General features: G+C 67.3%; 9 protein-coding genes. 3 read left to right on the forward strand and 6 right to left on the reverse strand.

From position 1 onward, the window contains the following. Positions 1-28: 28 nt before the first annotated feature. The 4 genes from LVJ94_45060 to LVJ94_45075 all read right to left on the reverse strand — a co-directional run bounded on the left by LVJ94_45060 (position 29) and on the right by LVJ94_45075 (position 15,987). Entirely contained in the window at positions 29-7,339 is a 7,311-nt protein-coding gene (locus LVJ94_45060) for a polyketide synthase dehydratase domain-containing protein (GenBank protein ID WXB04065.1), read from the reverse strand. Further along, on the reverse strand, positions 7,329-13,385 hold the full coding sequence (locus tag LVJ94_45065; protein ID WXB04066.1) for an SDR family oxidoreductase: 6,057 nt from the start codon (positions 13,383-13,385) through the stop codon (positions 7,329-7,331). The genes LVJ94_45060 and LVJ94_45065 overlap by 11 nt, the downstream gene beginning before the upstream one ends. Positions 13,386-13,447: 62 nt before the next feature. Next, on the reverse strand, positions 13,448-15,076 hold the full coding sequence (locus LVJ94_45070) for a PfaD family polyunsaturated fatty acid/polyketide biosynthesis protein (GenBank protein WXB04067.1): 1,629 nt from the start codon (positions 15,074-15,076) through the stop codon (positions 13,448-13,450). A gap of 83 nt (positions 15,077-15,159) precedes the next feature. Continuing rightward, a complete protein-coding gene (locus LVJ94_45075) occupies positions 15,160-15,987 on the reverse strand; it encodes a 1-acyl-sn-glycerol-3-phosphate acyltransferase (GenBank protein WXB04068.1) in 828 nt (275 codons plus the stop codon). Between the two features lie 1,033 nt (positions 15,988-17,020). Between LVJ94_45075 and LVJ94_45080 the strand changes: the two genes are divergently transcribed. Beyond that, the gene (locus LVJ94_45080) at positions 17,021-18,247 is read left to right on the forward strand and encodes a DUF418 domain-containing protein (protein ID WXB04069.1); all 1,227 of its coding nucleotides are present in this window, start codon (positions 17,021-17,023) and stop codon (positions 18,245-18,247) included. 9 nt (positions 18,248-18,256) lie between these two features. Here LVJ94_45080 and LVJ94_45085 read toward each other — a convergent pair whose 3' ends face one another. Together LVJ94_45085 and LVJ94_45090 are read right to left on the reverse strand one after the other, a co-directional pair. Then, the gene (locus tag LVJ94_45085) at positions 18,257-20,101 is read right to left on the reverse strand and encodes an MOSC domain-containing protein (protein WXB04070.1); all 1,845 of its coding nucleotides are present in this window, start codon (positions 20,099-20,101) and stop codon (positions 18,257-18,259) included. Beyond that, complete coding sequence (locus tag LVJ94_45090) at positions 20,098-21,162, reverse strand: pyridoxal-phosphate dependent enzyme (protein WXB04071.1); 1,065 nt, start codon at positions 21,160-21,162, stop codon at positions 20,098-20,100. The genes LVJ94_45085 and LVJ94_45090 overlap by 4 nt, the downstream gene beginning before the upstream one ends. Before the next feature lie 130 nt (positions 21,163-21,292). Between LVJ94_45090 and LVJ94_45095 the strand changes: the two genes are divergently transcribed. Further along, complete coding sequence (locus tag LVJ94_45095) at positions 21,293-21,778, forward strand: Lrp/AsnC family transcriptional regulator (protein ID WXB04072.1); 486 nt, start codon at positions 21,293-21,295, stop codon at positions 21,776-21,778. Positions 21,779-21,800: 22 nt separating this feature from the next. Continuing rightward, positions 21,801-23,627: a glycoside hydrolase family 5 protein gene (locus tag LVJ94_45100; protein WXB04073.1), complete on the forward strand. Its 1,827-nt coding sequence runs from the start codon at positions 21,801-21,803 to the stop codon at positions 23,625-23,627. The last annotated feature ends 5 nt before the right edge of the window (positions 23,628-23,632 follow it).

Consider the following 23,632-nt stretch of genomic DNA (forward strand, 5'->3'; position numbering starts at 1 on the left):
GACCTCCTTCTTCGTCGAGAAACAAGAGTTACGACGATTCGACCGAGGGCCCCCTCGGTCCGAAAAGTCGAAGTGCCAGCGCGCCGAGCCATTGCTCTTCCGTGCTGCCGCCCAGCACGAGCTTTCCCGTTCGTGCGCCCTCGAGCAGGCGCTCGGTCAGCGCGGACCGGGTGGTGCGCGCCGCGTTCAACACGGAAAAGAGTACGGCGTCGCTCGCCACGACACCCGTGGCGCGGATCCATGATTGTACGGCGGATTTCAATTCGGGATTCGGCGCGCTCGGTTGCTCGTCGGAGCACGCGGGTCCGAGGCCATTGATGGCTTCGATGATGCACTGTTTGCGCTCTTTGAGCGGCAGGCGGGCAACCTGCTCCGCCTCGATGGGGCGGCCTACCCAGATGGTTTGCCGGCCGTAGCCGACGGGGAACTCTTCGCGCTCCTCGAGGTCCTCGACGGGGAGTCCGCCGCTGAAGCGCAAAGGTACGATGGGGCAGCCGACGCCGAGGGCCATGTCGAGGACCGTCGAGCTCATTCGAACCACGGGCTGCCGGCAGGAAAGCGAGCGCGTCCCCTCCACGTGGATCATGGCACTCTTGCCGTTGGTGCGCATCTCCGCGGCGAGATTTTGCACGACGGAGATGAGCTCCGACTGATCCTCGCGGTTGAAGAAGGTCATCATCTGGGGGTCGTGCACGCCGGGGTACGTGAAGCAGTGGCGAATGAGGCCACCGAGCCACGAAGTGCGATGTTCGGCCTTGGCCAGGGTGATGCTGATGCTTCCGGTGAGCGCGGGAATGAGCACCGAGAACATCAGGGACTCGATGCCCACTTGGTGATTGGCCAAGTAGAGGACACTGCGGCCGCGGATCGCCTCCAGGGCGCGCGGATCGGTCAGGACGACATCGCCGACGAAGTGGTCCACGAGGCCGTAGAAGAGGTCTTCCACGGGCCAGGCGCCGCACGCGAAGTGCTCGCGCCAGAACTGCGTCACCGACGAGATGTCCAGGGTGGATTCGCCGGTGGCGGACACGAGGGCGTGGTCCGCACCGCGCTCGAGACGGAACGGGTAGTTGCGGAGCGGGCGGCTCGCGGACACGGCGGAGGCGAGATCGTCGGCCACGCGGATGTCCGCGGGGTGCACTTCGGCGCGGCGCGCGACATGCTCCTTGATGGCGACTTGTTCGAGGAGCGGGAGATTCGCGCGGGTGTCGTAGATGCGCGCGACGTTGCCGGGGAGCCAATCGCTCTGTTGCACCGAGCCGAGCTCGAGGCGGGTGGCCTCGGCCTCGTGCTGGGCGAGGCCCACGCCGGGGACGTAGATTCGGTCGCGCAAGAAGGCGCGGCGCGCCTCCGGCGGCGCCATGCCGATGGGGCCTTTCGGCAGCAGGATTTCCACGAGACGGAGCTCGGCGAGCACGCGCCCGTCGGCGATGATTTGCGCATCCACCATGGGGCGACGCGGGTCGCCATCGAAGCCGGCGAATCGGACTTCGATGCGCACGTCCCCTTTGGAGGGAAGTGCACCGTAGAATCGCAAATGGGGAATGGCGTGGGGATAGGCCACTTGGTCATCGGGAATGTCCGAGGACCATCGCGAGAACGCTTCGTGCGGGATGGCGTGGGTCACCCCGTCGAGCAGCCCCTGGCGAAGGGTGCCCGGCGGAACGGCGTCCGCACCGGCGTCGAGCACGGCCGAGGCTCCCTTCGCGCCCAGGCGGAGCGAGCGAAGCATCTGGAACGCGGGGCCATGAAAGAGCGACCCCGCTTCGTAGGGCGACGAAATGATCGCGCCCTCGTCGAGGGGCGGCCACGGTTCGGGGAGCGTCTCGCCCTGCGGCGTGCGATCCGCGTAGCCGGTGGCCACGGGCTCGAAGCGGGAAAGTGCGGCGTTCTTCGACTCGCGCCATGCGCTCAAGGTGATGGCCAGGCGCTCGCCCTCCTCGCGCACGTCCGTGCGGAGACGAACGGGTCCGCCTGGAAAGACGAGCCAGCGGTGGACGCGCACGTCGGAGAAGGCTTCCCTTCCCTGAGCGCGCGCCGCCATGCGGTCGACCATGGACATGAGCGGCAACGCGGGCAGTGTCCACGTCGGCCGGTGATCGTCGAGCCACGTATCGCGGCTGGGGTCGAGCACCTCCTCGTCGTCGGGCGGCTCGGACGATGCGATGATGCGCATGCCGAAGCCCTTGGCGTTGTAGATGCATTTTCCATCGACCCACAGCGCAGCGTCGGCGAGCACGTAGCGACCGCGCGCATCGGTGCCGATCTCGGTGATCTCGATCTCGGTGGTGATCAGACGGTTCTTCGGCACGACCTGGCCGCGGTACTTCCACGACACCTTGCGGTCGATGGCCACGGGCTCGAAGCGCGGTCCGGGAATGCCGGCCGCCATGCCGCGTTCGATCATGAAGACCTGCAGCAGCTGGCAAAACGCCTCGATGCCCAGCGATCCGGGTTGCACGGGATCCTGGAAGAAGTGGGCCTTGAAGAACCACTCCGCGGGGTCGACATCCTTTTCGCCGCGCACCCAGCCCAGGCCTTTGCGCCCTCCCTGGGGTTCGAAGGCGGTGATACGGTCCAGCATGCAGAGCATGCCGCCGGGGACGCGCGGCGCGCCATCGAAGTAGCGCGCGGGGCGGGTGCGCAGGTCGATGGAGAGAGGAGCAGGCTGCGCGATGCGCGTGCGCTCGTCGTCGGTCACCGGCAGGCCGCTCTGGTTCTCGAAGGCCTCCTTGGGGAAGAAGCCGAACACCGTGTTCATCTCGTAGATGCGCTCGTCGCCGAGGAAGCATTCCACGAGGAACGACTCGATGATCATCCCCGCCGATTTGGAGATGTTGACGATGCGCGCTCGGGTCCGCAGGGTGCCGGAGTCGGGGCGGATCTCGCGCGTGAGGGTGGCGGTGCCGTCGAGGTTACGGAACATCAGATCGATGTCCGTCGAGAGCGTACTGCCGATGAAGCTCGCCAGCCAGCCGCACGGCTGCAGCGCGGCCTCCATCAAGACGCAGAACGGCATGGTGCCCGCGAGGTCGAAATACCAGGCGGAGGGCGGAATGTCGTATTCGACTTCCACCGAGGCGCCATTCTTCATCACGCCCATTTCGGCGTCGACGCGCAGCACGCGCGAGACGAAATGGTAGGGCGGGCCCGGAAGGCGGGCGACGCGGCGTGCACTGTCGAACCGTTCGTAGAAGGGGCCGAAGGCGGTGGTGGGCCGGCCCCAGGCGCACGCGAGCAGCGAGCCGTAGTCGAAGGCGAAACCTTCGTGGGTCGCCACGGGCTTGGGCTCCACGTAGCCTTGAAGGCCGCCGAGTTTCGCCAAGGGCAATCCGGCGGTGGTGGGTTCGTGGTACGCGCCGAGTTTCCAGGCTTCGAGCGGCCAATCGGGCACCAACCGAATGGCGAATCGCGCGGCGTGGAAGGCTTTGACACCGTCGACGGTGCAGAGCAAATCGGCCTTCAATTCGGGATGGGTGCCACCCGAGACTTCGTGGACGAAGACTTCGTACACGAGCATCTTCGACGCCGGCGTGACCTGACCCCGGCAACGCATCCACGAGGTGGTGCCTTGCGCGGGTTCGAAGCGCCAGCCGTCGCGGTCGAGGGTGAATCCGAGGGCGGCCAGGTAGAAGGACATGGCCTGGAGGCACCCCTCGAACATGAGGGTGCCAGGCATGCACGGGTCGTTCTTGAAGTGCCCGTCGAAGAACCACTGGTCCTCGGTGATGGGCAGTTCCGCGCGGAGGTAGCCGCGGCCCCACGGACCACCGCGCACGGCGAGGTCGGTGACCTTTTCGAGGAGCAGCATGCGGCCGGCGGCAATGCGCGGACTGCGGACGTGCGTGCGGGCCAGTTCGAAGCCCGGGCCGAAGCACTCGTCGATGCGGCCCTCGGAGAAGGCGCGCAGGTCCTCGGCGTCGAAGCTCGACTTCGTGGGATTCACCACCGGCGGGTCGAGTTTGGCGCCGGTGGTGGGCTTGTCGGCCGCGGGATCCCAGAGGACGCCGGCGGAGTTCGCGAGCTCCTCGTCGCTGAAGAAGCCGGCCTGCCCGCCGCGCACGCGGAGTGCCGGTTTGCCGTTCACGCGGCAGTCGTAGTGGAAGAAGAAGAGGCGCGTGTCGCCGTCCTGGGCATGGCCATCGATGTGGATGTCGTAATCGAGGACGTCGCCTGGGCGCGGAAGTTCGCCTTGGTAGGAGAGCTCGCACCCCAGCAAGCGGTACACGCGCTCGCCGCGGTTGAAGCGATCGATGCCCAGCCAGGAAATGAGCATCAAGTCGGCCTGGCCGGATTCGATCATGATGCCCGCGGGCATGCGGCCATCGTGCAGGTACCAGCCGTCGGCGCGCACCGTGGTCTCGGTGCGGATGGTGCCCGTGCGCATCGAATTGGGCTCCGCCTCGATGCCGGTCACGCGGTCGACGAGCAAGAGCGGCGGTTCCGGCATGCGAACCTGGCGTGCGAATCGATCTTGGCCTTCGAAGGCGGGGCCGAAGATGGACGAGATGCGTCCCGATGCGTGCACCTCGAGCTCGGCGCGCGAGAACGTCGTCACCTTGTGCGGCACCGGGGCAGGGATTGGCACGGGCACCGGGAGAGACGGCTGCGGCGCTACGGGCCGGAAGCTCGGGGCGGACGGGCGCGGTGCGCGGGCCAAGAGATCGCGCACGATGGTTTGCTGCAATGCAAGGAAGCGTTGGTACGTCGCGGCTTGGCCGGTGAGGTATTCCTCGTGCACGGCGGCAACGCGCGCCTGTTGCTCGCCGGCATGGGCGAGGGCTGTGGCCAACCTTGGAGCGACCGTACGGCGCGGGGCCGGGGCGGTGGCCGGACGGGCGGCACGCGGCAGGGGCTCGGCGTCGGATTCATCGAGAATGGGCGCGAGGTGCGGCGCAGGATCCATGAGTTGGACATCCCCTTCCATTGGGCAAAGCAAGAGATCACGGCGATGGGCGGCGACGGTGACGGTCATCTCGCGACCGGGCTGCGTGTGCGGCGCATCGGCCGGGGGCAGCGGCTCCGCAGGACCGTGCGCGCGCACGGTGATGTCGATCGAGGGGCCGAGGAGCGACGCCGTGCGGACACGCGCCACCCGCGCGCCGGCCCACGATGTGGTGGTGCGATCGGCCTCGAACCGCAGCCCGTGGTGCACCATGAGGACCGCGGCGGCGACGTCGAGCAAACCTGCCGCCGCGTGCGCGCTTCCGCGCGGTGCGAGAGGTTCGCTCACCTGCAGCGACGGCTCCGCGCTCTCGTCGAGGACGGCGAGCACGCGGTCTCCATCGGCCAGCGCATCGTCGAGGCGCTTCAAGATCAGCACGACGGCGGCGTCCGCGGGCATGCGGTGCACGCCCAGCTCGGCGAGCGCGGTGCGGTGCACGGTCTCGTCGGAGAGATCCACCGCGCCGACCAGCGCCGCATCGAGCTCGCGCTTCTGCAGGGCCCGCACGGCGACTTCCAGGCCGGCCACGCCGGACGACTCTTCGGCCGACACGGTCATGCTCGGACCTGCGAGATCGAGCTGGCTATTGATCCGGTTGGCCGGGATGTTCGGCATCGTGCCCAGCACGCCGGCCGACACGAGGTGCGATTGCGCGGCATCCTGCGCCGCGCTCACCCAGGCGGGGTCGGCTTTCGTTCCGAGGGATGACGCCCACCGCTCGGCCCACGAGGCGATCTTCCACCTCACGCCGTAGCGCGCCACCTCGGGGTCGGTCCCCATGCCGACGAGGACCGCCGTGCGCTCGCGGGGAAGCGCAATGCCCCGCGCAGCTTCGCGCGCCGCCTCGAGGATGAAGAGTTGCTGCGGCAACGTATGCGCGATGTCGTTGGGCGGAAAGCGGAAGCCCTCGAGCGCAACGGTGACGCTTTGCCGCGCACCTGCACTGGGCTCGGCCGAAAAAAGCTGCGATGTGAAATCCGCGAGGTCGCGGTCCTCGCCCATGGCGGCGAAGAGCCCCACGACGGCCACCGGCGGCGAAGTGCTGGCAACCGTCTCCGGGACTGCAACCTGCGTGCGGGACCACGTCTCGACACCCGTCCATTGCTCGAGAAGAAGGTGCGCATTGTTTCCTCCGAAGCCGAAGGCGCTCACGGCCGCGCGGCGCGGCGAACCCGTCCCCCACGGTTCGGGGGAGGTCAACAAGCGAAAGGGCGAATCCGCGAGCGCGTCGATGGGCGCCTCCACGCGGCGGGTCGGCGGCAATGTGCCGGCCTCCATGGCCGATAGAACCTTGATCACGCCGGCCATGCCGGCCACCGTGATCAAGTGCCCGAGGTTCGACTTGATGGAACCAATGGGCAAATCGCGCACGCCCTCGAAGACGCGGGACATGCTGCGCACCTCGGTGGCGTCGCCCACCGGCGTGCCGGTGGCGTGGCATTCGACGACGGACATATCGCGCGGCGAAAGCTCGGCCATCGCGTACGCGAGGCGCATCGCGCGGATCTGTCCCTCCTCGGAGGGCACCAGGAGGCCGCGACCGCGGCCATCGTTCGAGAGGCCGATCCCGCGGATGATCCCGAGGATGCGGTCGCCGGCGGCCACGGCATCGCGAAGGCGCTTGAGCACGACGAAGCCGGCGCCCTCCGCGGGGACGAGGCCGTCGGCGTCGCGGTGAAACGGGCGACTCTGGCCGGTGCGGCTCATGGCCGAGAGCGCACAGAAGCCGACGTGGATGAACAAGGTGTCCGACGCGTTGACCGCGCCGGCCACGAGGACGTCGGCCTTGCGGTCGTGAAGGCGATCGCATGCGAGCTTGATCGCATAGAGCGACGAGGCGCACGCCGCATCCAGCGCGAAGGCGCACGCCTCGAGGCCCAAGCCGCGCGCCGCGAGGTTCGCGGGCAGGCCGGACATGAAGCGGTCGTACGCGAGCGGGCGCTCGATCCCGGCGATCTCGCGCGCCTTGCCCCGAAGAAAGCCGCTGCCCTGCCGGTCGAGCCAGACGCTCTCGGAATAGCCGGCCAGGGCACGCGTGGGGAAGGAGAGGTTGCCCAGGATCAAGCCGGCGCGCGGGGAGCGGCCTTCGTGCCCGATGCCGCGGAGCGCTTCGCGTGCGCCGTGCAGGACCCATTGAAAGACCGGGTCGAGACGGCGCACGTCGTCGGCGGGGAGGGAGAAACCGTTCGGGTCGAAGCCGGCATCGAAGCCTTCGACGTACCCGCCGGCGTCGGACCACGCTTCGGTGCCGATGCGCTCGGAGTCCCAGCGCTCCTTGCGCACGTGGGTGATGGCGCTCTGCCCGGCGAGCACGTTCTTCCAGAGCGACGCGGGCGAAAGCGCGCCGGGCAGGGTGCAGGAACTGCCAACGATGGCGATGGGTTCAAACTGCATGGGCCGTACCTGTCGACACGTTGGGGCCTTCGCCGGGGCGGAGCACATTTTCGACGCCGAGCAGCTCGCCGACGAGTCGGCCCTGCGCATCGACGAGCGCCACGTCGGCGACGCCGCGCGCATGGTGAACTTGACGCCCGTGCACGATGCAACGGATGTCGCCTTGGGGCAGGGCCTCGTGGATGCGGTAGCGCGCGATGGCCATCGGCAAGGTGGCCCCGCCGAGTACGTGGCACGCCCAGAGGCCGGCGAGCTGCAGCGCGCCGTCGAGGATCCCGGGATCGGTCTGGAAGGAGGGATGGCTCCAGCCGAGCTCGCGCACGCCGTGGAGGGTCCCGATCAGGCCATCGCGCGAGACGCCTTCGATGGCACGGACCATCTGGAACTTCGGCCCATGGAAGAGGATATGGCCGTCGTAGATGACCTTGGTCCACGGTCCGAGCGAAGGCTCGGTCACCGAGGCGCGTTGCACGGTGGGTGAACCTTGCGCGAGGACGAGGGTCGCGTTGTAGTGCAGCGCGTTTCCGGCGCCGCGCAACTCGGCCTGCAGGAGCTGCTCACCCTGGGTGCTGGCCCGCGGGCGGCAGGTCACGGTGAAGACGTCGCCGCCGCTGTCGTAGCGATCGAGTTTGATCCCGCGAAGGACCTTGAGGTCGCGCAGCTCGATGCATCGCGCCTCGGGCGATCCGTCGCGGGCTGCGCGCACGAGCCAATCGAGGGCCATCACCATGGGGAGAACGACGCGGCCTCCCACGCTGTGGTCGATCAAGAACGGGTGCGAGTCCCGATTCACGCGCGCTTCGACGGAGGTGATCCGTTCCGGCGCGGCGCCGAGCTCACCGCCGATGACGGTGACCACTTCGTCGGGCGAGCCTTGCAGCTCTTGGACGAAACGGTTCGCGCCGTCTTCGATGGAGAGGAGCGGCACTTTGCGTTCCTCGAAGAGCGCTTTGAGTGCGGGGGTGACCATGCCACCTTCCCACGGTCCCCAGCCGATCGACTTGACCACGCACGCGCCCTGACGACGATTGCGTTCGGCGGAGGCGACGGCGTTGAGGACTTCGTTGGCCATGGCGTAATCGCTCTGGCCGGGGTTGCCGGTGCGCGCGGCCACCGACGAGAAGAGCGCGATGACCGCGAGAGGATCGCTCGCCGTCGCATCGAGCAAGGCGCGCAACCCGAGGACCTTGGTCCCGAAGACGCGGGCGAACTGCTCGGGGGTCTTCTCGGCGATGAACTTGTCCGCGAGAACCCCGGCACCGTGCACGATGCCGGTGATGGGGCCCCACGTCTGCCGGATGGAGGCGAGCGCTTCGTGGAGGCGTGCGGTATCCTGCACGTCCACATCGAAGTAGCGCACCTGGCCGCCGGCATCGGCGATGGCATCGAGCGTGGCGCGGATCTCACGGTTGGCCACGATGCGCGCGACCTGCGCGCCCAACGTCGCCGGCGTGAGCTTTTCACCGCGCGCACTCGCGTCGGCCAGAAGTACACGCTTGAGGGATGCATCGTCGCGCTGGCCGCGGCATACTGCCGGTTCGTCGGTCAGCGGGGTGCGTCCGAACAGTGCCACCCGCGCGCGCGTTTGGCGGACCAGCGCCACCAGCGACGAGGCTGTCACACCGCGCGCGCCGCCGGAGACGACGAGCACGGATTGTTCATTCAGCGTGTTTGCTCCTGCCGCAATGGCCCCTCTCTCGATGGGCGTCGGGACACTGGCCAAGGTCGTTCGCGTGCCGTCGCCATGCAAGCCGACTTCGCGCGCACTGCCACCTTCGAGCAACTCGGCGGCCAGCGCCTCGGCCAGCACCTCGGCCGAGCGCCCTGCGCGCTCCACGTCGATGGCTTTGACCGAGGCCTGGTTCCATTCGAGCGCCGCGGTGCGGGCCAAGGCCGCCACACCGCCGAGCCATGCGCGCAGCGGCTCTTTGCCGGACAGACCGAAATCACCGCCGGTGTCCTGCACCGTCACGAAGACGCCGCGCTCGTTCGAGAAGCGCTTCGCCACGGCGCGCGCCGCGTGAAAGGCCTCGGTGTCCACGGCCAGCGCCTCGTCGACGCTGGTCACGGGGCGAAGTCCTCCGAGGAAGATCACCGCATCGGCGTCCTCGGGAACCTCGGTCACGACCTCCGCGGGCAGGCCCGCGCGCACCAAAGTGCGCGCGAGGGCCTGCGCCACGCCGGTTCCGTCGTCGGTCAGCACGACGCGCTTGGCGCCGAGCAGACCTGCTTGGGCCAAGCCTGCCGCCGGAGCCGGACGCTCCTGCACGACATAGCGTTGGGTGCGCGCACGCTCAGGCGCGCTGGGGAGAGGAGATGTTCCCCTCCCCGTCTGGACGAAAGGGCGGGCACCGCCTTCTCCAACGGCGCCGCGCTCGCGCATGTAACCGACGATCTGCCCCAGTGTCCGCAAGGCGGCCATTTCGCTGGCCACGACCTCCGGCAGCCCCGGTGCACGCTCCCGCATGCCCGAGAGGATCTCGACCCGCTTGATGGAGTCGACGCCGAGATCGGCCTCGAGCTCCATGTGCATGCCGAGCATTTCGACCGGGTACCCGGTCTTGTCGGCCACCACGGTGAGCAGCAACGCTTCGAGATCGACGCCCGGTGCGGGCGCGGGCGCCGCGGCCGGCGCAGGCGCTTCCTTCGGCGGCGGAGGTGGCGCAGCTTGTTGCGCGGCCGACGCGACCGGCGCGACGTATGCGGCCACGGGTGCAGGCGGCGGTGCGGGTGGCGCCTCCACGTACGACACCTCCTCCACCGGCGGCGGCGGAGGTGGCGGCGGTGCCACGTACGACGTGATCAGCGCCGGTGCCGATGCCACCGACACCGCCGACGACGGCTCGACCATCGCCGCGAGCGCGGAATACGACGTTTCCGCCGCCTTGAGGAAGGCCATGTGGCTCTCGGCCGTGATGCGTTGGTACGTCGCATGCGCCTCGGCCATCGTGCGCTGCGCCTCCTGGTACGCCTGCAACCATGCCACTTGGGCATCGGGCGACCACGCAACGGGTTCGCGTTTCTCCACTTCCCGCGTGATGGGCGCGGCATGCGCCCTCACCGGCTTGTGTGTCAACGACGACCCATTCGTCCCGTTGGATCCATTCAGCCCATTCGTTCCGTTCATTCCGTTCGCTCCGTTCGCTATGTGCACCGGCGCACGACGTTCTTCGACCACCACGCGCGGTTTCGGCTCTTCGACCACGCGCGGCTTCGGTACTTCGACCACCCGCTGCGCTTTCGGTTGCGGATGCGGCGGCGGGTAGGGCTTTCCGACGTTGGCGCCGGTGATGGCAATGGCCATCTGCGGCTTGCGCGCCGGCGTATCGCGCACGGGTGCGTCGTGGGACCACAAGATCGAGAAGTCCACCGCGACGCCCGCCACGGCGAGCCGGCCCAGCGCCTCGTTCAAGCTCGTGACGCCGTGACGTCCCTTGCGGTCCGTCGCTATCGCACGGTGCGGGCGTTCGCCCAGGGTGCGCGTGACGAAGTCGGTGAGCACCGCACCGGGACCGACTTCCACGAAGGTCCGCACGCCGCGCTCCCACATCTTCTCGATTTGGTCGACGAACCGCACGGGCTTCGCCAATTGCTCGGCGAGGCGGGTGCGCACGTCGTCGGAATACACGTCCGCGTCGGTGTTCGAATACACGTCGAGCACCGGGGTCCGGAAGGGCGTCTTCCCGAGGAACTCGCCGAATTGCGCGCTCGCGCCCGCAACCAGCGAACTATGAAACGCCGTGGCCACGGGCAGGCGCTTCGCGTTGACGTTCTTCCCGGCGAGCGTGCGCTCGATCCGCTCGATGGCCTCCACCTTGCCGGAGAGAACGACCTGCGTCGGGTGATTGTGGTTCGCGATGACGACCTCGGTGCCCTCGAGCAACGGGCGAACCTCGTCGATCGGGAGCGGCACCGCGGTCATCGCGCCCGGCGTCGTCGCCGCGTCACGCATCAGGGTGCCGCGTGCCCGCGCCACCGCCACGAGCGACATCGGATCCAGTGCACCGGCCGCGCACAGCGCGGTCACCTCGCCGAAGCTATGCCCGCCGACGGCGTCCGGATGCACCCCGGCCTCGCGCAGCACGGAGAGCGCGGCCAGGCTGGTTACCCCGATGGCCGGCTGCGCCCACTCCGTGGCCGTGAGGCGCGCGGCCTGCGCATCGCGATCGGCATCGGTGAAGACCGGGCGCGGGAACACGACCTCGTGCACCGGCGCACCGTCGAACTGGAGCGCGGCGGCATCGTCCCAGACCTCGCGCGCCGCATCGAAGGCCATGGCCAGATCGGCGCCCATGCCGACGTACTGGCTGCCCTGCCCCGAGAAGAGAAACGCGATGCTTCCTTCGGGGGCGCCTTCGTCGTAATGGATACCCGTCGGCGTGGAGAACGCTTTCCCCCCGCCGGAATCGAGCAACCCCGCCGCCTGCTCCAGCTTGGCCACGAGATCGTCGCCGCTGCTGGCCACCACCGCGAGGCGCGAGCCTTCGCCGCTTTCGAACGCCGCCTGCGAGGCGCGCGCGGAAGACGCGAGCCCCGACTCCTTCACCTTCGCGACATGCGTTCGGCACGCCGAGGCGAGTTCCTTCGCGGAGGGCGCGCTGAGCACGAAAAGCTCGCTGGGCTGCGAACGCAGACGAAACGCCTTGGGCGCGGTCCCCACGTACTCCTCGAGCGCCACGTGGAAATTGCTGCCGCCGAAGCCAAAGCTCGACACCGATGCGCGCCGTGCAAACGTGCTTTCGCGAATCCACGGACGCGCGTACGTGTTGAGATAAAATGCGCTCTGCTCGATTTCGAGGTTCGGATTCGGCGCATCGACCTTGATGGTCGGCGGCAGCACCTTGTGGTGCAGGGCGAGCACCGTCTTGAGCAGGCCCGCGACACCGGCCGACGCCTTCGTGTGGCCGATCTGTGACTTGACCGATCCCAGCGCGCACCACGGCTTGTTCTCGCCGCTGCGTGCGCTCTCGCCGAAGACCTGTTTGAGCGCGGTGAACTCCGCCACGTCCCCCGCCTTGGTGGCCGTGCCGTGCCCCTCCATCAATTCGACGGACTCGGGCCCGTACCCTGCTTGTTCGTAGGCACGCCGGAGCGCGCGCGCCTGCCCCTCGGGCAGCGGTGCGTACACGCTCTTGCTGCGCCCGTCGGACGAGGAGCCCAATCCGCGAATGACGGCATAAATGCGATTACCGTCTCGCTCGGCGTCCTCGAGACGGCGCAACGCCAACATGGCCATTCCTTCACCGAGCAAGGTGCCGTCGGCCGCGCTGGAGAAGGGGCGGCAATCGCCGGACGGCGACAGAGCCGGCGTTTTGCTGAAGCACATGTACATGAGGATGTCGTTCATGGTGTCGACACCGCCCGTGATCACGAGATCGCTCTGACCGACGGCCAGCTCGTTCATGCCCATGGAAAGGGCCGAGAGTGCGCTCGCGCACGCGGCGTCCGTCACGCAATTGGTACCGTGCAGGTCGAAGCGATTCGCAATGCGACCGGCCACCACATTGCCCAACAGGCCGGGAAAGCTCGATTCCTGCCAGGGCACGTAATGGTTCGCGATGCGCTCGCAAATGCCCTGCGCCTCGGCCTCGGGAATGCCTGAGTCGCGCAACGCCTTGAGCCAAATGGGCCGTTGCAAACGGCTCACCATCGACCCGAGCAATTCCTGACCCGAGGTCACGCCCAGGATGACGCTCACCTTCTCCCGGTCGATGGACCGGAAGGACTCGCCGACGTCGTCGAGCACCTTCTGCGCCACGATGAGCGCGAGAAGCTGCGCCGTGTCGGTCGCAGGCATGATGTTCGGCGGGACACCGAACTCCATGGGATCGAAGTCGACGGGCCCGAGGAATGCGCCCCGCTTGCAGTACGTTTTGTCCGGGGCCGCGGGGTTCGGATCGTAATAGTCCTCGATGAGCCAGTGCGTCGGAGGCACCTCGGAGACCAGATCGCGGCCGGCAAGAATATCGGACCAAAAGCCTTTCGCGTCGGTGGACCCGGGAAAGAGAGCACTAATCCCGATGACCGCAATGGGAGTCTGGGACATTTCCACGCCTTTTATGCAGTGGGCACGAAGCCGAGTTGGAGCTGAGGGGGAGAGGGGCTCGCTCAGGAAAGCGGGCGAGGACGAAAGTGGAATGCCGCGGCGGGCACCGGAACGCCGGAGGCGCGCAGCTGCTGCGCGCGGCTGATGACCGCGGCGCCTTCGAGCAGGTTCAGTGCGATTTGCACGGCCGATCGGTTTTCGGGATTGGCCAGAAATGACCCGCGAACCCACGTGTTGAATGCGCCCATCGCAGGGCCGCACCAGATCTGATAATCCGCGCGCCGCGCAGGATCGCCATCGATGGCCCATCGGCTGGACTTGCCGAGGTACCAGCGGAAGACGAGCGCCATGCGATGCTTGGGGTCCCGCTCGGCGCGCTCGACCTCACCGGCATCGCGACGAAGCCAGAATTGGCGTGTCTCCGACCAGATGGTGTCGAGCGACGCATTGAGCACTTCCTTCTCGAGGCGCTTGCGCGCATCGTTCGGAATGGCCTCGAGCGATGGATAGGTGACGTACGCTTCGTACAGGCGGGCGGCCCGGGTCGCAAACATGGTCCCGCGACGCAAGACTTGCACCTTCACGCCGAGCTCGAACATGTCGGCGGCGGGCGCCATGATGACGTCGGCCAAGTCGGCTTGGGCGAGCATCTGTTTTCCGGCCACGGACAAACCCGATTCGAGCGCGGCCTGGTTGATCGACCCCGTGAGCACGTAATCGGCGCCCAGGGCAAAGGCGGAGGCGATGGCCGTGGGCGTGCCGAGACCGCCCGCCGCACCCACGCGGATCGGGCGCGTGTAGCCATGTCGTTCGACGAGGTCCGCGCGCAAGGCGGCAATCGAGGGAAAGAGCGCGCCGAGCGGACGATTGTCGGTGTGACCACCGGAGTCCGACTCGACGGTGATGTCCTCCGCCACGGGGACGCGCTTCGCGAGCTCCGCCTCCTCCTGGGTGAGCTTTCCGCGCTCCACCAACGCGGCCAGCATGTCGGCGGGCGCGGGGGACATGAAACGGGTGGCCACTTCCGGCCGCGAGATCTTCGCAAACAGGTGAGTCCGTCTCCGGATACGTCCGTCGGGCGCAAGATGGAGACCGCTCGAGGCATAATGCACGACCGCCGGGGTCAATCCCATGAAGGCCGAGGCGCACACCCGTGCGACACCTCTGCGAACCAAGAGGTCCGCCACGCGCTCCTCGAGCGAAGGCTCGCTCGGCGAGTGAATGAGGTTGATCCCCCATGGCGCGGTACTGCCCAACGCTCGTTCGAGCTCGTCCAGCGACTTCTCTACATGCGGGAGGCCGAGACCCGCCGCACCGAAGAAGCCGAGCATGCCGCCCTTCGCCATGGCGATCACCAGCGCCGTGGTGGCGATACCATTGGCCATTTCGCCGGCGACGTACGGAAATCGCGTGCGGTGCGCCTCGCAGAACGAGCGATCGCCGAGCCACTCCGGGTAGAGCGGAGGCAAGCTCGCGAGGAGCGCGTAGCCGCCATCGCGCGCGCCATTTGCCTCGCCGCCGGTACCGACGCCGATGCGGCCGCTCGACGCTTCGCGAATCACGTACGCGGGCTCGCGGACCTGTGGGATCGCGTGGAGAAGATCCTGCGCTTCGAACGCGGGCGCCGCAGTCTTCGGCGACCACGTCCCCATCGTCGACAATCCATTCGTGTGCACACCGTGCCGTTGCATGACCCCTCCGAGCACACCAAAAACAACGTTGTATCTTTTTCGTTTCGAAAGCGTTTCTTAAAAAGCGATTTCGAAACTAATAACTAAACAGAGCCATTCGAAGCTGACCCAAAGCCAAAACCGAGACGCGACGCCGACGCGGATACGGATGACAGCGTTGCAGGCAGGAGCAACTTCGAAACCCGTGCCAACATATGACCCGAAGTACGTTCGTCGAGTGTTCGTTGGACACGGTCTCTTATTTTCGTGGCCATACGGTGAGCACGTTGTTTCCTTATCTCGACGGGCTCACGTTCGTCACCGAGGTCGCTCGCGTTCAGCTTTATGGGCTCGTGGAAAATGAACTTCCATCGAGACGGCAGCGGCAGCACGGTGAAGGGCATCGGCAGAATCGTGCCCAAGATCGGTTTGACGAAGCGTAGCGTCCACGCAACGGGCAAGCACTCTTCGCCACCGACGATGGCGACGGGAACGATGGGGGCGCCCCGCGCCAAGGCAATGCGGAGAAAGCCCGTGTGCCACTGGCGCATGCGGTACGCGTGGAGGAACGACTTGCAGTTCCCCTCGGTACCTTCCGGGTAGATCGAGAAGACTTCCATCTCGCGCGGAATCAACTCCGGCGTCCTGAGCCAGGATGCGGGGAAGCCGCCAAAGGCCTCGAAAAATCGACCTATTTTGGGCAATCGCAGCAGTTCATCCTGAACCGCGCCCCAGGGGAGCCGATCGATTCCAACGTTGTCTGCCAGGGCGATGGCTCCGAGGAACGTGTCCATCGTGAACCAGCCGGCGTGATTCCCAACGTAAATCGCCGGGCCGCTCCGCGGCACGTGCTCGGCCCCCTCGACGCTGAGCGAGATGTATCCCGTTCGCAGGAGTGCACGCAGCGGAGGGAACACCCGCTTCGTCATCATATCGACATCACGCCGCGGCACTGGCCCCAAACCACGAGCATGCAGCACCCCATTGGTCGTGCTGCGCCGCGCCTCTTCCCCGGATGTTACGACGGCCGCTGCCATACCCCGTCCCCGTGTAATAGCCATCACAATTGCGTGCGTCGCAATCGCCGATGCATAGCCCGGACCCCTCGCCCAGAACTCGAGGTGTTACGTCGAACGCCTGGAACGTGCAAGGAAATTATCTTGTTAACATCGAATCAATTGTTTCCAAAATTCACTTCATCCGTTGCGTAATCCAATTAATTTCTAGCGATGTAGCGAGGACGACTCGCACGAGAGTACGAGTCCCCCTCGGCGAAACGCAGCGGTCACTCGGATGTTTCGCCCTTGTCTCGCCGTGCAACGCGCGTGTTTCGCGGTGCAACGAATCGTCATGCGTGCGGCCTGCAGACTCGCTTGGGGCGCGTCGGTTTCGTACGCAGGGCGTCCACCCAAGACGCGAGACTCAATAGATGATGCTCACTCGGCCTCCGCGTGCGCTCGAGGTTTGCGCGCGCAGAACTTGAACGCGCGCCCCGGGGTCCGTTTGGACCGCGACATCGCGAAGCCGGCAACCTCGAGGCGCCGGGCAAGGTCGCGGGCTCCACGGGAACCATCGCATCGAAAACGTGCAGCCTCCGAGGACCGACGCTGACGACGCTGTCAGGCCGGCGAAGAGTCCGCCCGGTCGCCGGCGCGCGAGCGTCCGATCGGTGGTCGTGCGCAGCGTCCATTTTTCGAAAGCGCCAATGCACGATTCGAAGGAGACCGATCGCGCGAACTCGTTCGGCACTCCGCGGCGGAGACCGGCATCCCCTTCGGCGGCCGACGGAGAGCCCGTTTCGCTCGCGGGGGGGTTAGTTGGAGGGTTGGAGGGTTGGAGGGTGCAAACGCGATCCCCGCGGCCTTTTCGCGGGGCCGGCAACCACCGTGACCACCCGCTGCATATTTCTCGCGGGGAAACCTATCGCATTCCTTCTAACGGCAAGCGACAATGGGAGGTTGTCCCATGCTGGAAGTCGCATTGCCAGAAGCTCGAGACGGTGGCGTCGATGCTTCACGCGCAACCCCGGTCGGCACCGCCTCGCGCATTCAAGACCTCGACGTGCTCCGCGGCGCGGCGCTCCTGGGTGTGCTCATGATGAACCTCGTGGACGGCTTCCGCGTCCCCTACCCGCTGCGTTTTCCGCTTACACCCGACCCATCGTGGGTCAATCGGGCCGCCCAGAACGTGCTCGCGGTGGTGCTCCAAGGCAAGGCCATGACCATGTTCTCGCTGCTGTTCGGCGTGGGCATGTGCATCTTCTACGAGCGTGCGCAGGCGCGTGGAGCGTCGCCCATCCCGCTGCTCGCGCGCCGCCTGATCGTGCTGCTCGCATTCGGCCTCGCGCACATGCTCCTGCTTTGGAATGGGGACGTGCTCACGTCGTATGCCGTCTCCGGGCTCATCGCACTCCCATTGATCCGAAGACGCCCGGCCACCCTGCTGGCCGTGGCCGTGGCCTTGCTCGGGGGGCGCGCGTTCATTCTTTGGCTTTGGCCCACCCTGATTCCGCCCTCGGGCGGCGCCACCGCCGAGCACTATCGAGATGCGCTCTCCATCTATGGATCGGGAAGCTATTTCGATGTGGTGAAGTTCCGCGCGTCCGAAGTTTGGTATTTCATGTTTCGGTTTTCCTTTTTGGAAGTCCCCACCGAGGTAAGCAATTTTCTCATTGGCGCGTGCATTTGGCACGCGGGCATCCTTCGCGACGTCGAACGCTACCGGCACCCGCTCGTTTGGGTGGCACGGATCGGCATCGCGGTGGGGGCGGGCTATGCCATTCTCCGCCTGACCCCAGCCGGTGAAGCACTGAATCCGCATGCCAAGGACGAAATCCTTCGCGCCTCGAGCAGTGCCATTCTGCGCCTATTCACCTTGGGTTACGGGGCGCTTTTCCTGCTGTTGCTGCAACGCCCCGGTGCCCGTGCGGCCTTGCTGCGCATCGCCCCCCTCGGGCAAATGGCATTTACGAATTATCTATCTCATTCCTTTTTCTTCACGACTCTCTTCTATGGATACGCCTTTGGCCTGCTGACGACGGTCGGTGTGGCCTGGGCGATGGTGCTCGGCGTGGCCGTGTATATCGGGCAATGCATCCTCAGCACGTATTGGCTCCGGCGATTCCGATTCGGACCGTTCGAGTGGGCGTGGCGCTGCCTCACCTACGGCAAGCTGCAACCCATGCGGCGCTGACGCGGAGCATCAACCCTCGATGCACACGTCGCTCGTGGGAACGGCGCAGCAGAGCAAGGCCGTTCCGGCCGCAGGATCCTCGAGAAGATCGGCGACGTGGGCGACGGAGCCTTCGGTGACGCGGTGGCGGCAACTCTGGCATACGCCGCTGCGGCAACTGGAGGCGAGGGCCAACCCCGCGCGCTCGGCCAGTTCGAGCAGCGTATCGCCCTCGCGCCAGGTGGCTTCGACCCGGCTGCGCGCAAAGCGCACGCGAAAGGGGCCCGGGGCCGGCGGTTTCGCGTTGGCCGGTGCGGCACGGCGCGGGGAGATGAACACCTCGTAGTGAATGGGGTGTGGCCAGGCCGATTTGGCCGCGTGCAGCAAGGCGTCCGGCCCGCACAAGTAGATGCCGGCGCCCTCCAGGGGCCATGTTCGACGGAGCCGCCCGAAGTCGATGCGACCGGGCCGGGCGCCGAGCCGCGCGCAGGCCGCCTCGCTGGCGCGACTCAGGTAAAGCTCGGTGGTCGCCGAGGGGAACGCGGAGGCGAGCGCCGTGACCTCCGACCAGAGGGCGAGTTCGTCCTCGGTTCGAGCGCCGTGCACGATGTGGATCGGCGCAGGGTAGTCGCGCGGCAGGCCGCGCAGCATGGCCGCGATGGGCGTGATGCCGATGCCCGCGCTGACGAAAACCAGGGGCGGAGGCGGCGTGCGCGGATCCGGCGGCACGGTGAACTCGCCGAAGGGGCCCGAGAGAACGAGATCATCGCCTTCGCGCACGGCGTCGTGCAGGTGCGACGAGAGGCGGCCCTCCGGCTCGCGTTTGACGCTGATGCGGAGCAGGCCATCGTCGGTGACGTCGGACACCGTGTAGCAACGCCACGCAGGCCCCGCCGCCGCATCCAGCGCGGGCGAGGCATGGATGCGCACGTGTTGACCCGGCCGCCACGGGCCCCGCAGGTGCGCGAGCGCATCGCGCAGCCAAAAGCTCGTCACGCGCGGGCTCTCGTCTCTGCGGCGCTCGACCTTGGCCGCGCGGGCCCATTCGTGCGGCGCGGGCGCCGTGTCGACGGCGCCCCCGAACCGCGTGCGGTCCGAGGCGATGCCTACCTCGTGGCAACCATCCCCCACCGCAGCCCGGCCGGCGCGCACGATGCGCGCGTAGACGCCACAAAAGACGTGCCCGAAGGTCCGCGCGAGCACCAGCGGGACGTGCACGTCGACGGCGGCGGTGCTCGGATTGACCGACGTCGCCTTGCACCGATCGATGGGGCGAATGATCTCCAACTCGGCATCCCCGATGCGAATGCGCCGCCCGATCAGCGAGAGCTCTCCCCACGCCGCGAGCCCTTCGAGGTAGACGTTGCCGCGAAACCGCAGGGGATCGAGCTCGACCCCTGCAGCCCGCGCGAGCTCGCGAACGGTCTCCAGGTTGATGATCGAGATCTCCGCGTCCCGATGGTCCCACAAGCCGAAGCCCTCCGCCTCGACGAGCCCCGGCGAGCCTTGCGGCCCCTCCGGGAACCAGCCGGCCAAGGCGAGGTTGCACGCGGCCACGCTTTTTGGATCGGTGCAATCGACATGGATCGTGTCGCCGCGCGGGGAGCGAATGCGAAGTGCGAGGCCGTCCTCGTCGAAGTCGACGTCGAAGGACGGCAAATCGGTATTCTGGGTGAGGCGCACGAAGGCCTGGCAGGGCACCCACGCGGGCACGTTGCCGCCCTCCAGCGCGAGGCGTACCTGACCGTTCGCGATGGCGAATCGTCGATCGTGCGGGATTCCGCCGCCGGCCAAAAGCTCGACGCGGGCGAGCTTCTGCGGGTGAAATCCTTTGATGGGATAACGGCATATCGCCGCGAGGTGGCCAATGTTCATGACGGTACGGGGGCTTCGGTGCCAATGAGAAGGATGCGGGCGCGGGGACCGATGCCCAGGACCGAACGCGTCCCCGCGTCGTGGCACGCGGCGAGAAGGCCGGCGGCCCCCGCCGCACCGCACGGGGACTGTGCGACGCCGTCGCGCGCGACCGCGCGGACGGCTTCCTCGGCGGCCGCGTCGGTGATGGCGGCGAACGCATCGGCCAGCGGCGAGAGCACGCGGAAGGCGAGGACCGAGGGCTCGCGGCAATCGAGGCGTCCGAGGATGGTCGCCCCCGCCGCGTGATCCGCGATGTGCCCGGGCGCCCCGCGCCGGGCGCTCTCCAGCAGGCACGCGGCGGACATGGGCTCGACGACGACGAAGACGACGTCGCCCCAGCGCTCGCGAAAATACGATGCGCAAACGGCCGCGAGTCCGCCAACGCCCGCCTGCACGAAGACGTGCGTGGGCGGCCCGCCCTGCCCCTCGCAATCCGTCGCCGCCTCGTCGCACAAGACGGTGTAGCCCTGCATGACCTCGCGAACGGGTGTGGCATCCTGCCCGGCCGCGTGAAGCGGCACGGTGTCGGAGATGATCGTCCAGCCGCGTTCCTTGGCGCGTGCCTCCAGCAGACGCAGGCTCGCCTCGTAGTCTCGCCCGCCGCGCAGCGTTTCGGCGCCCAGGGCACGCAAGCGCGCTTCGAAACTCTGGGGAACGGCCTCGCTCAAGCACACCACGCTTCGCACGCCCGCGGCCCGTGCGCCGGCGGCGACGGAGAGGCCATGGTTGCCGGCGCTCGCGCAGGCGACGGTGGTGGACGCCGAGCCATGGCGGCGCACGTGGCAAAGCACCGAATGCGCGCCGCCCAGGGCCTTGAAGCTGCCCATGCCCATGCGCCCCGCTTCATCCTTCAGCAGCACCGCGCCGACGCCGAGCTCGCGCTCCATCCACGGAAGGTGCCGCAGCGGCGTGGGCGCATAGTTCATGAACTCGGACAGCAGCGCCCGTGCGGGGACGACATGCTGCGCGCCAAAGGCCAGCGCGTCGCCGGTGAGGGGCCCATCCGGGCGGCGATTCATGTGAAGGTCCAAGCGCCACGGGTTCGACGTCGGCATGCATGGCAATATAGCGCTCCGACGTGCAAAAATACCGCGTTGTATGGCACAAAGGCGCGGCAAAACCGCGCATATATGCCATACAGTGCGGATAATGCGCAAAGATCGATATGACGTTCTCGACCGTATCGACCGTGCCATCCTCGCGCACCTGCAAGAGGACGCGCGCGTGACCGCCGAGGCGATGGCGCCCGACGTGGGACTCTCCATCGCCGCCGTTCAGCGGCGCATCAAACGGCTGCGCGAAGAGGGCGTCATTCAAAAGGAGATTGCCGTGGTCGACCCGTTCAAACTCGGCCAGGCGATGACCTTCGTCGTCTCCGTCGAGTTGGACCGCGAGCGCCTCACGGATCTGGACGACTTCGAGCGCACCATGCGCACGGAGCCGCAGGTGCAACAGTGCTACCGCGTGACGGGGACGACGGACTTCGTGCTGGTCATCCTCGCGCGCGACATGACCGACTTCGAGACCTTCACGCGCCGCGCCCTGTATGAAAATGGCAATGTGCGGCGCTTCACCACCAACGTCGTCACCAGCCGGGTCAAGGTTGGGCTGGCAGTACCCATCGACGCGTCATGAGCGGACCTCTATCCTGCGCGGCATGAAGCTTCCGCACGTCGTGCTGGGCGCGTTGCTGGGGACGAACATCGCGATGATCGCCGGGCCGGCCGAGGCCACCGCGACCTGGGTAGGCCCGCTGAGCACGCGCGGACGCTACGTCGTCGACGCCAACGGCGACCGGTTCAAGCTGAAGTCCGGGAACTGGCACGGCGCCAGCGGAACGTGGAACGGCTCGGGGGATATCGCCGACCCGGCAAACCACCATGCGGGCGAGAAAGCCGATCAGATCCCGCTCGGCCTCGACCGGGCCTCGCTCGAGGAGATCCTCGACGGCTTCGCCGAGTTGGGGATCAACAGCATCCGACTGCCCTTCTCCAACCAGATGATCCACGACACCACCCCGGTGCAGGTCCCCAAGAACCCTGGGCTGAGCGGAAGAACGCCACTTCAGATCTACGACGCGGTCATCGAGCGTCTGACGGCGCGCGGCTTTGCGGTCATCCTCAACAACCATACGAACACGTCCCGCTGGTGCTGCGGCGTCGACGGCAACGAGCGCTGGAACACCAGCCAGACCGTCCAGCGGTGGCAGGACGACTGGGTCTTCATGGCCCGCCGCTACAAGGCGAACAAGCGCGTGGTCGGAGCGGACCTCTACAACGAGGTCCGCCGGGACATTTTGGACGATCCGAACTGGGGATTGGGCGACGATCACGATTGGCAGCAGGCGAGCCAGCGGGTGGCCGACCGGATCCAACTGGAGGCGAACCCGGACCTGCTGATCATCGTCGAGGGCATCAATTGGTTCGGCATTCCCGCCGACGGCCTGCCGCACGGCCGCCCGACCCTCGAGCCGGTTCGCGATCTTTCGCACACGCTGATCGACTCGGGGAAGCTGGTCTACTCGGCGCATTTCTACGGCTACACCGGCCCGAATCACAGTGGCGCGACCGGCGTGGGCGAGACGCACGATCCGCGCTACCAGGACCTGAGCCCGCAGGAACTTCGAGATGTCGTCTACCGGCAAGCGTTCTACGTCGCGGCGGAGGCCGGGACGCACTTCAACGCTCCGGTGTGGTTCAGCGAGTTCGGCGTCGGGGGTCGGGAGAACAACGATCCGAAGTCGCGCGACTGGTTCAACCGGTTCGTCGATTACCTCGTGCAGACCGACGCCGACTTCGCGTTCTGGCCGTTGGTCGGATTCCACACCAACAGGACCGGCAACGGCTGGGCGCTGCTGCACTGGGATGCCGCCGGCAACCGAATGGGTCTCTACGACGGCGACGACTGGCGCCAACCCGCCTGGACGCGGCTGATGAACGCGGCCAGCCGGTCCGGCCCGATCCCGCAGAGCGAACGGTGGTCCATGCTGAACCTCGATCATGCGGACTTCCAGGCGTCACGGGCGGTCCGCGCGATGCCGGACTGGAACGCTGGTGCGCGAAAGGGCGCTTGCCCGGACGGCCAACGCGTGATCGGCTTGAGCCACACCGGCAACCGTGGCCTCTGCACCGGCGCGTGGACGTCGTCGGGGTACGCAGTCGTCCGCGACGAATCCTACGTGGAGGCGGATTGGGCCTCGGGGTACACGAAAGTGCAGTGCCCGCCGGACCACTACCTCGTCGGCTACAGCGTCAAGGGTGCCGCGTTCGACGCCGGCTTGTGCGCCAAGTCGCCCACGCCCTTGGGCCGCAACGGACGCACGGTATGGTTCGACCGCGGCGACAACCGCTCATCGGGCGGTGGCGACTTCGCACGTGGCCACTACAAAGGACAGTGCGCCACCAACGAGTACATCGCCGGGGTCGCGTACACCGGCCGCGTCGGATCCAATCGGACACCCGACGCGATCCTCTGTCGGTTCTGAAGCTC

Source organism: Sorangiineae bacterium MSr11367 (genome assembly GCA_037157805.1).
Classification (GTDB): Bacteria; Myxococcota_A; Polyangia; order Polyangiales; family Polyangiaceae; genus Pendulispora; species Pendulispora rubella.

What these genes read in the sequence shown, in the direction of transcription:
- LVJ94_45080 (WXB04069.1), top strand. Translation starts at nt 17,021, where the DNA reads ATGCTGGAAGTCGCATTGCCAGAAGCTCGAGACGGTGGCGTCGATGCT.
- LVJ94_45090 (WXB04071.1), bottom strand. Translation starts at nt 21,162, where the DNA reads ATGAATCGCCGCCCGGATGGGCCCCTCACCGGCGACGCGCTGGCCTTT.
- LVJ94_45060 (WXB04065.1), bottom strand. Translation starts at nt 7,339, where the DNA reads ATGCAGTTTGAACCCATCGCCATCGTTGGCAGTTCCTGCACCCTGCCC.
- LVJ94_45075 (WXB04068.1), bottom strand. Translation starts at nt 15,987, where the DNA reads ATGATGACGAAGCGGGTGTTCCCTCCGCTGCGTGCACTCCTGCGAACG.
- LVJ94_45085 (WXB04070.1), bottom strand. Translation starts at nt 20,101, where the DNA reads ATGAACATTGGCCACCTCGCGGCGATATGCCGTTATCCCATCAAAGGA.
- LVJ94_45070 (WXB04067.1), bottom strand. Translation starts at nt 15,076, where the DNA reads ATGCAACGGCACGGTGTGCACACGAATGGATTGTCGACGATGGGGACG.
- LVJ94_45100 (WXB04073.1), top strand. Translation starts at nt 21,801, where the DNA reads ATGAAGCTTCCGCACGTCGTGCTGGGCGCGTTGCTGGGGACGAACATC.
- LVJ94_45065 (WXB04066.1), bottom strand. Translation starts at nt 13,385, where the DNA reads ATGTCCCAGACTCCCATTGCGGTCATCGGGATTAGTGCTCTCTTTCCC.
- LVJ94_45095 (WXB04072.1), top strand. Translation starts at nt 21,293, where the DNA reads ATGCGCAAAGATCGATATGACGTTCTCGACCGTATCGACCGTGCCATC.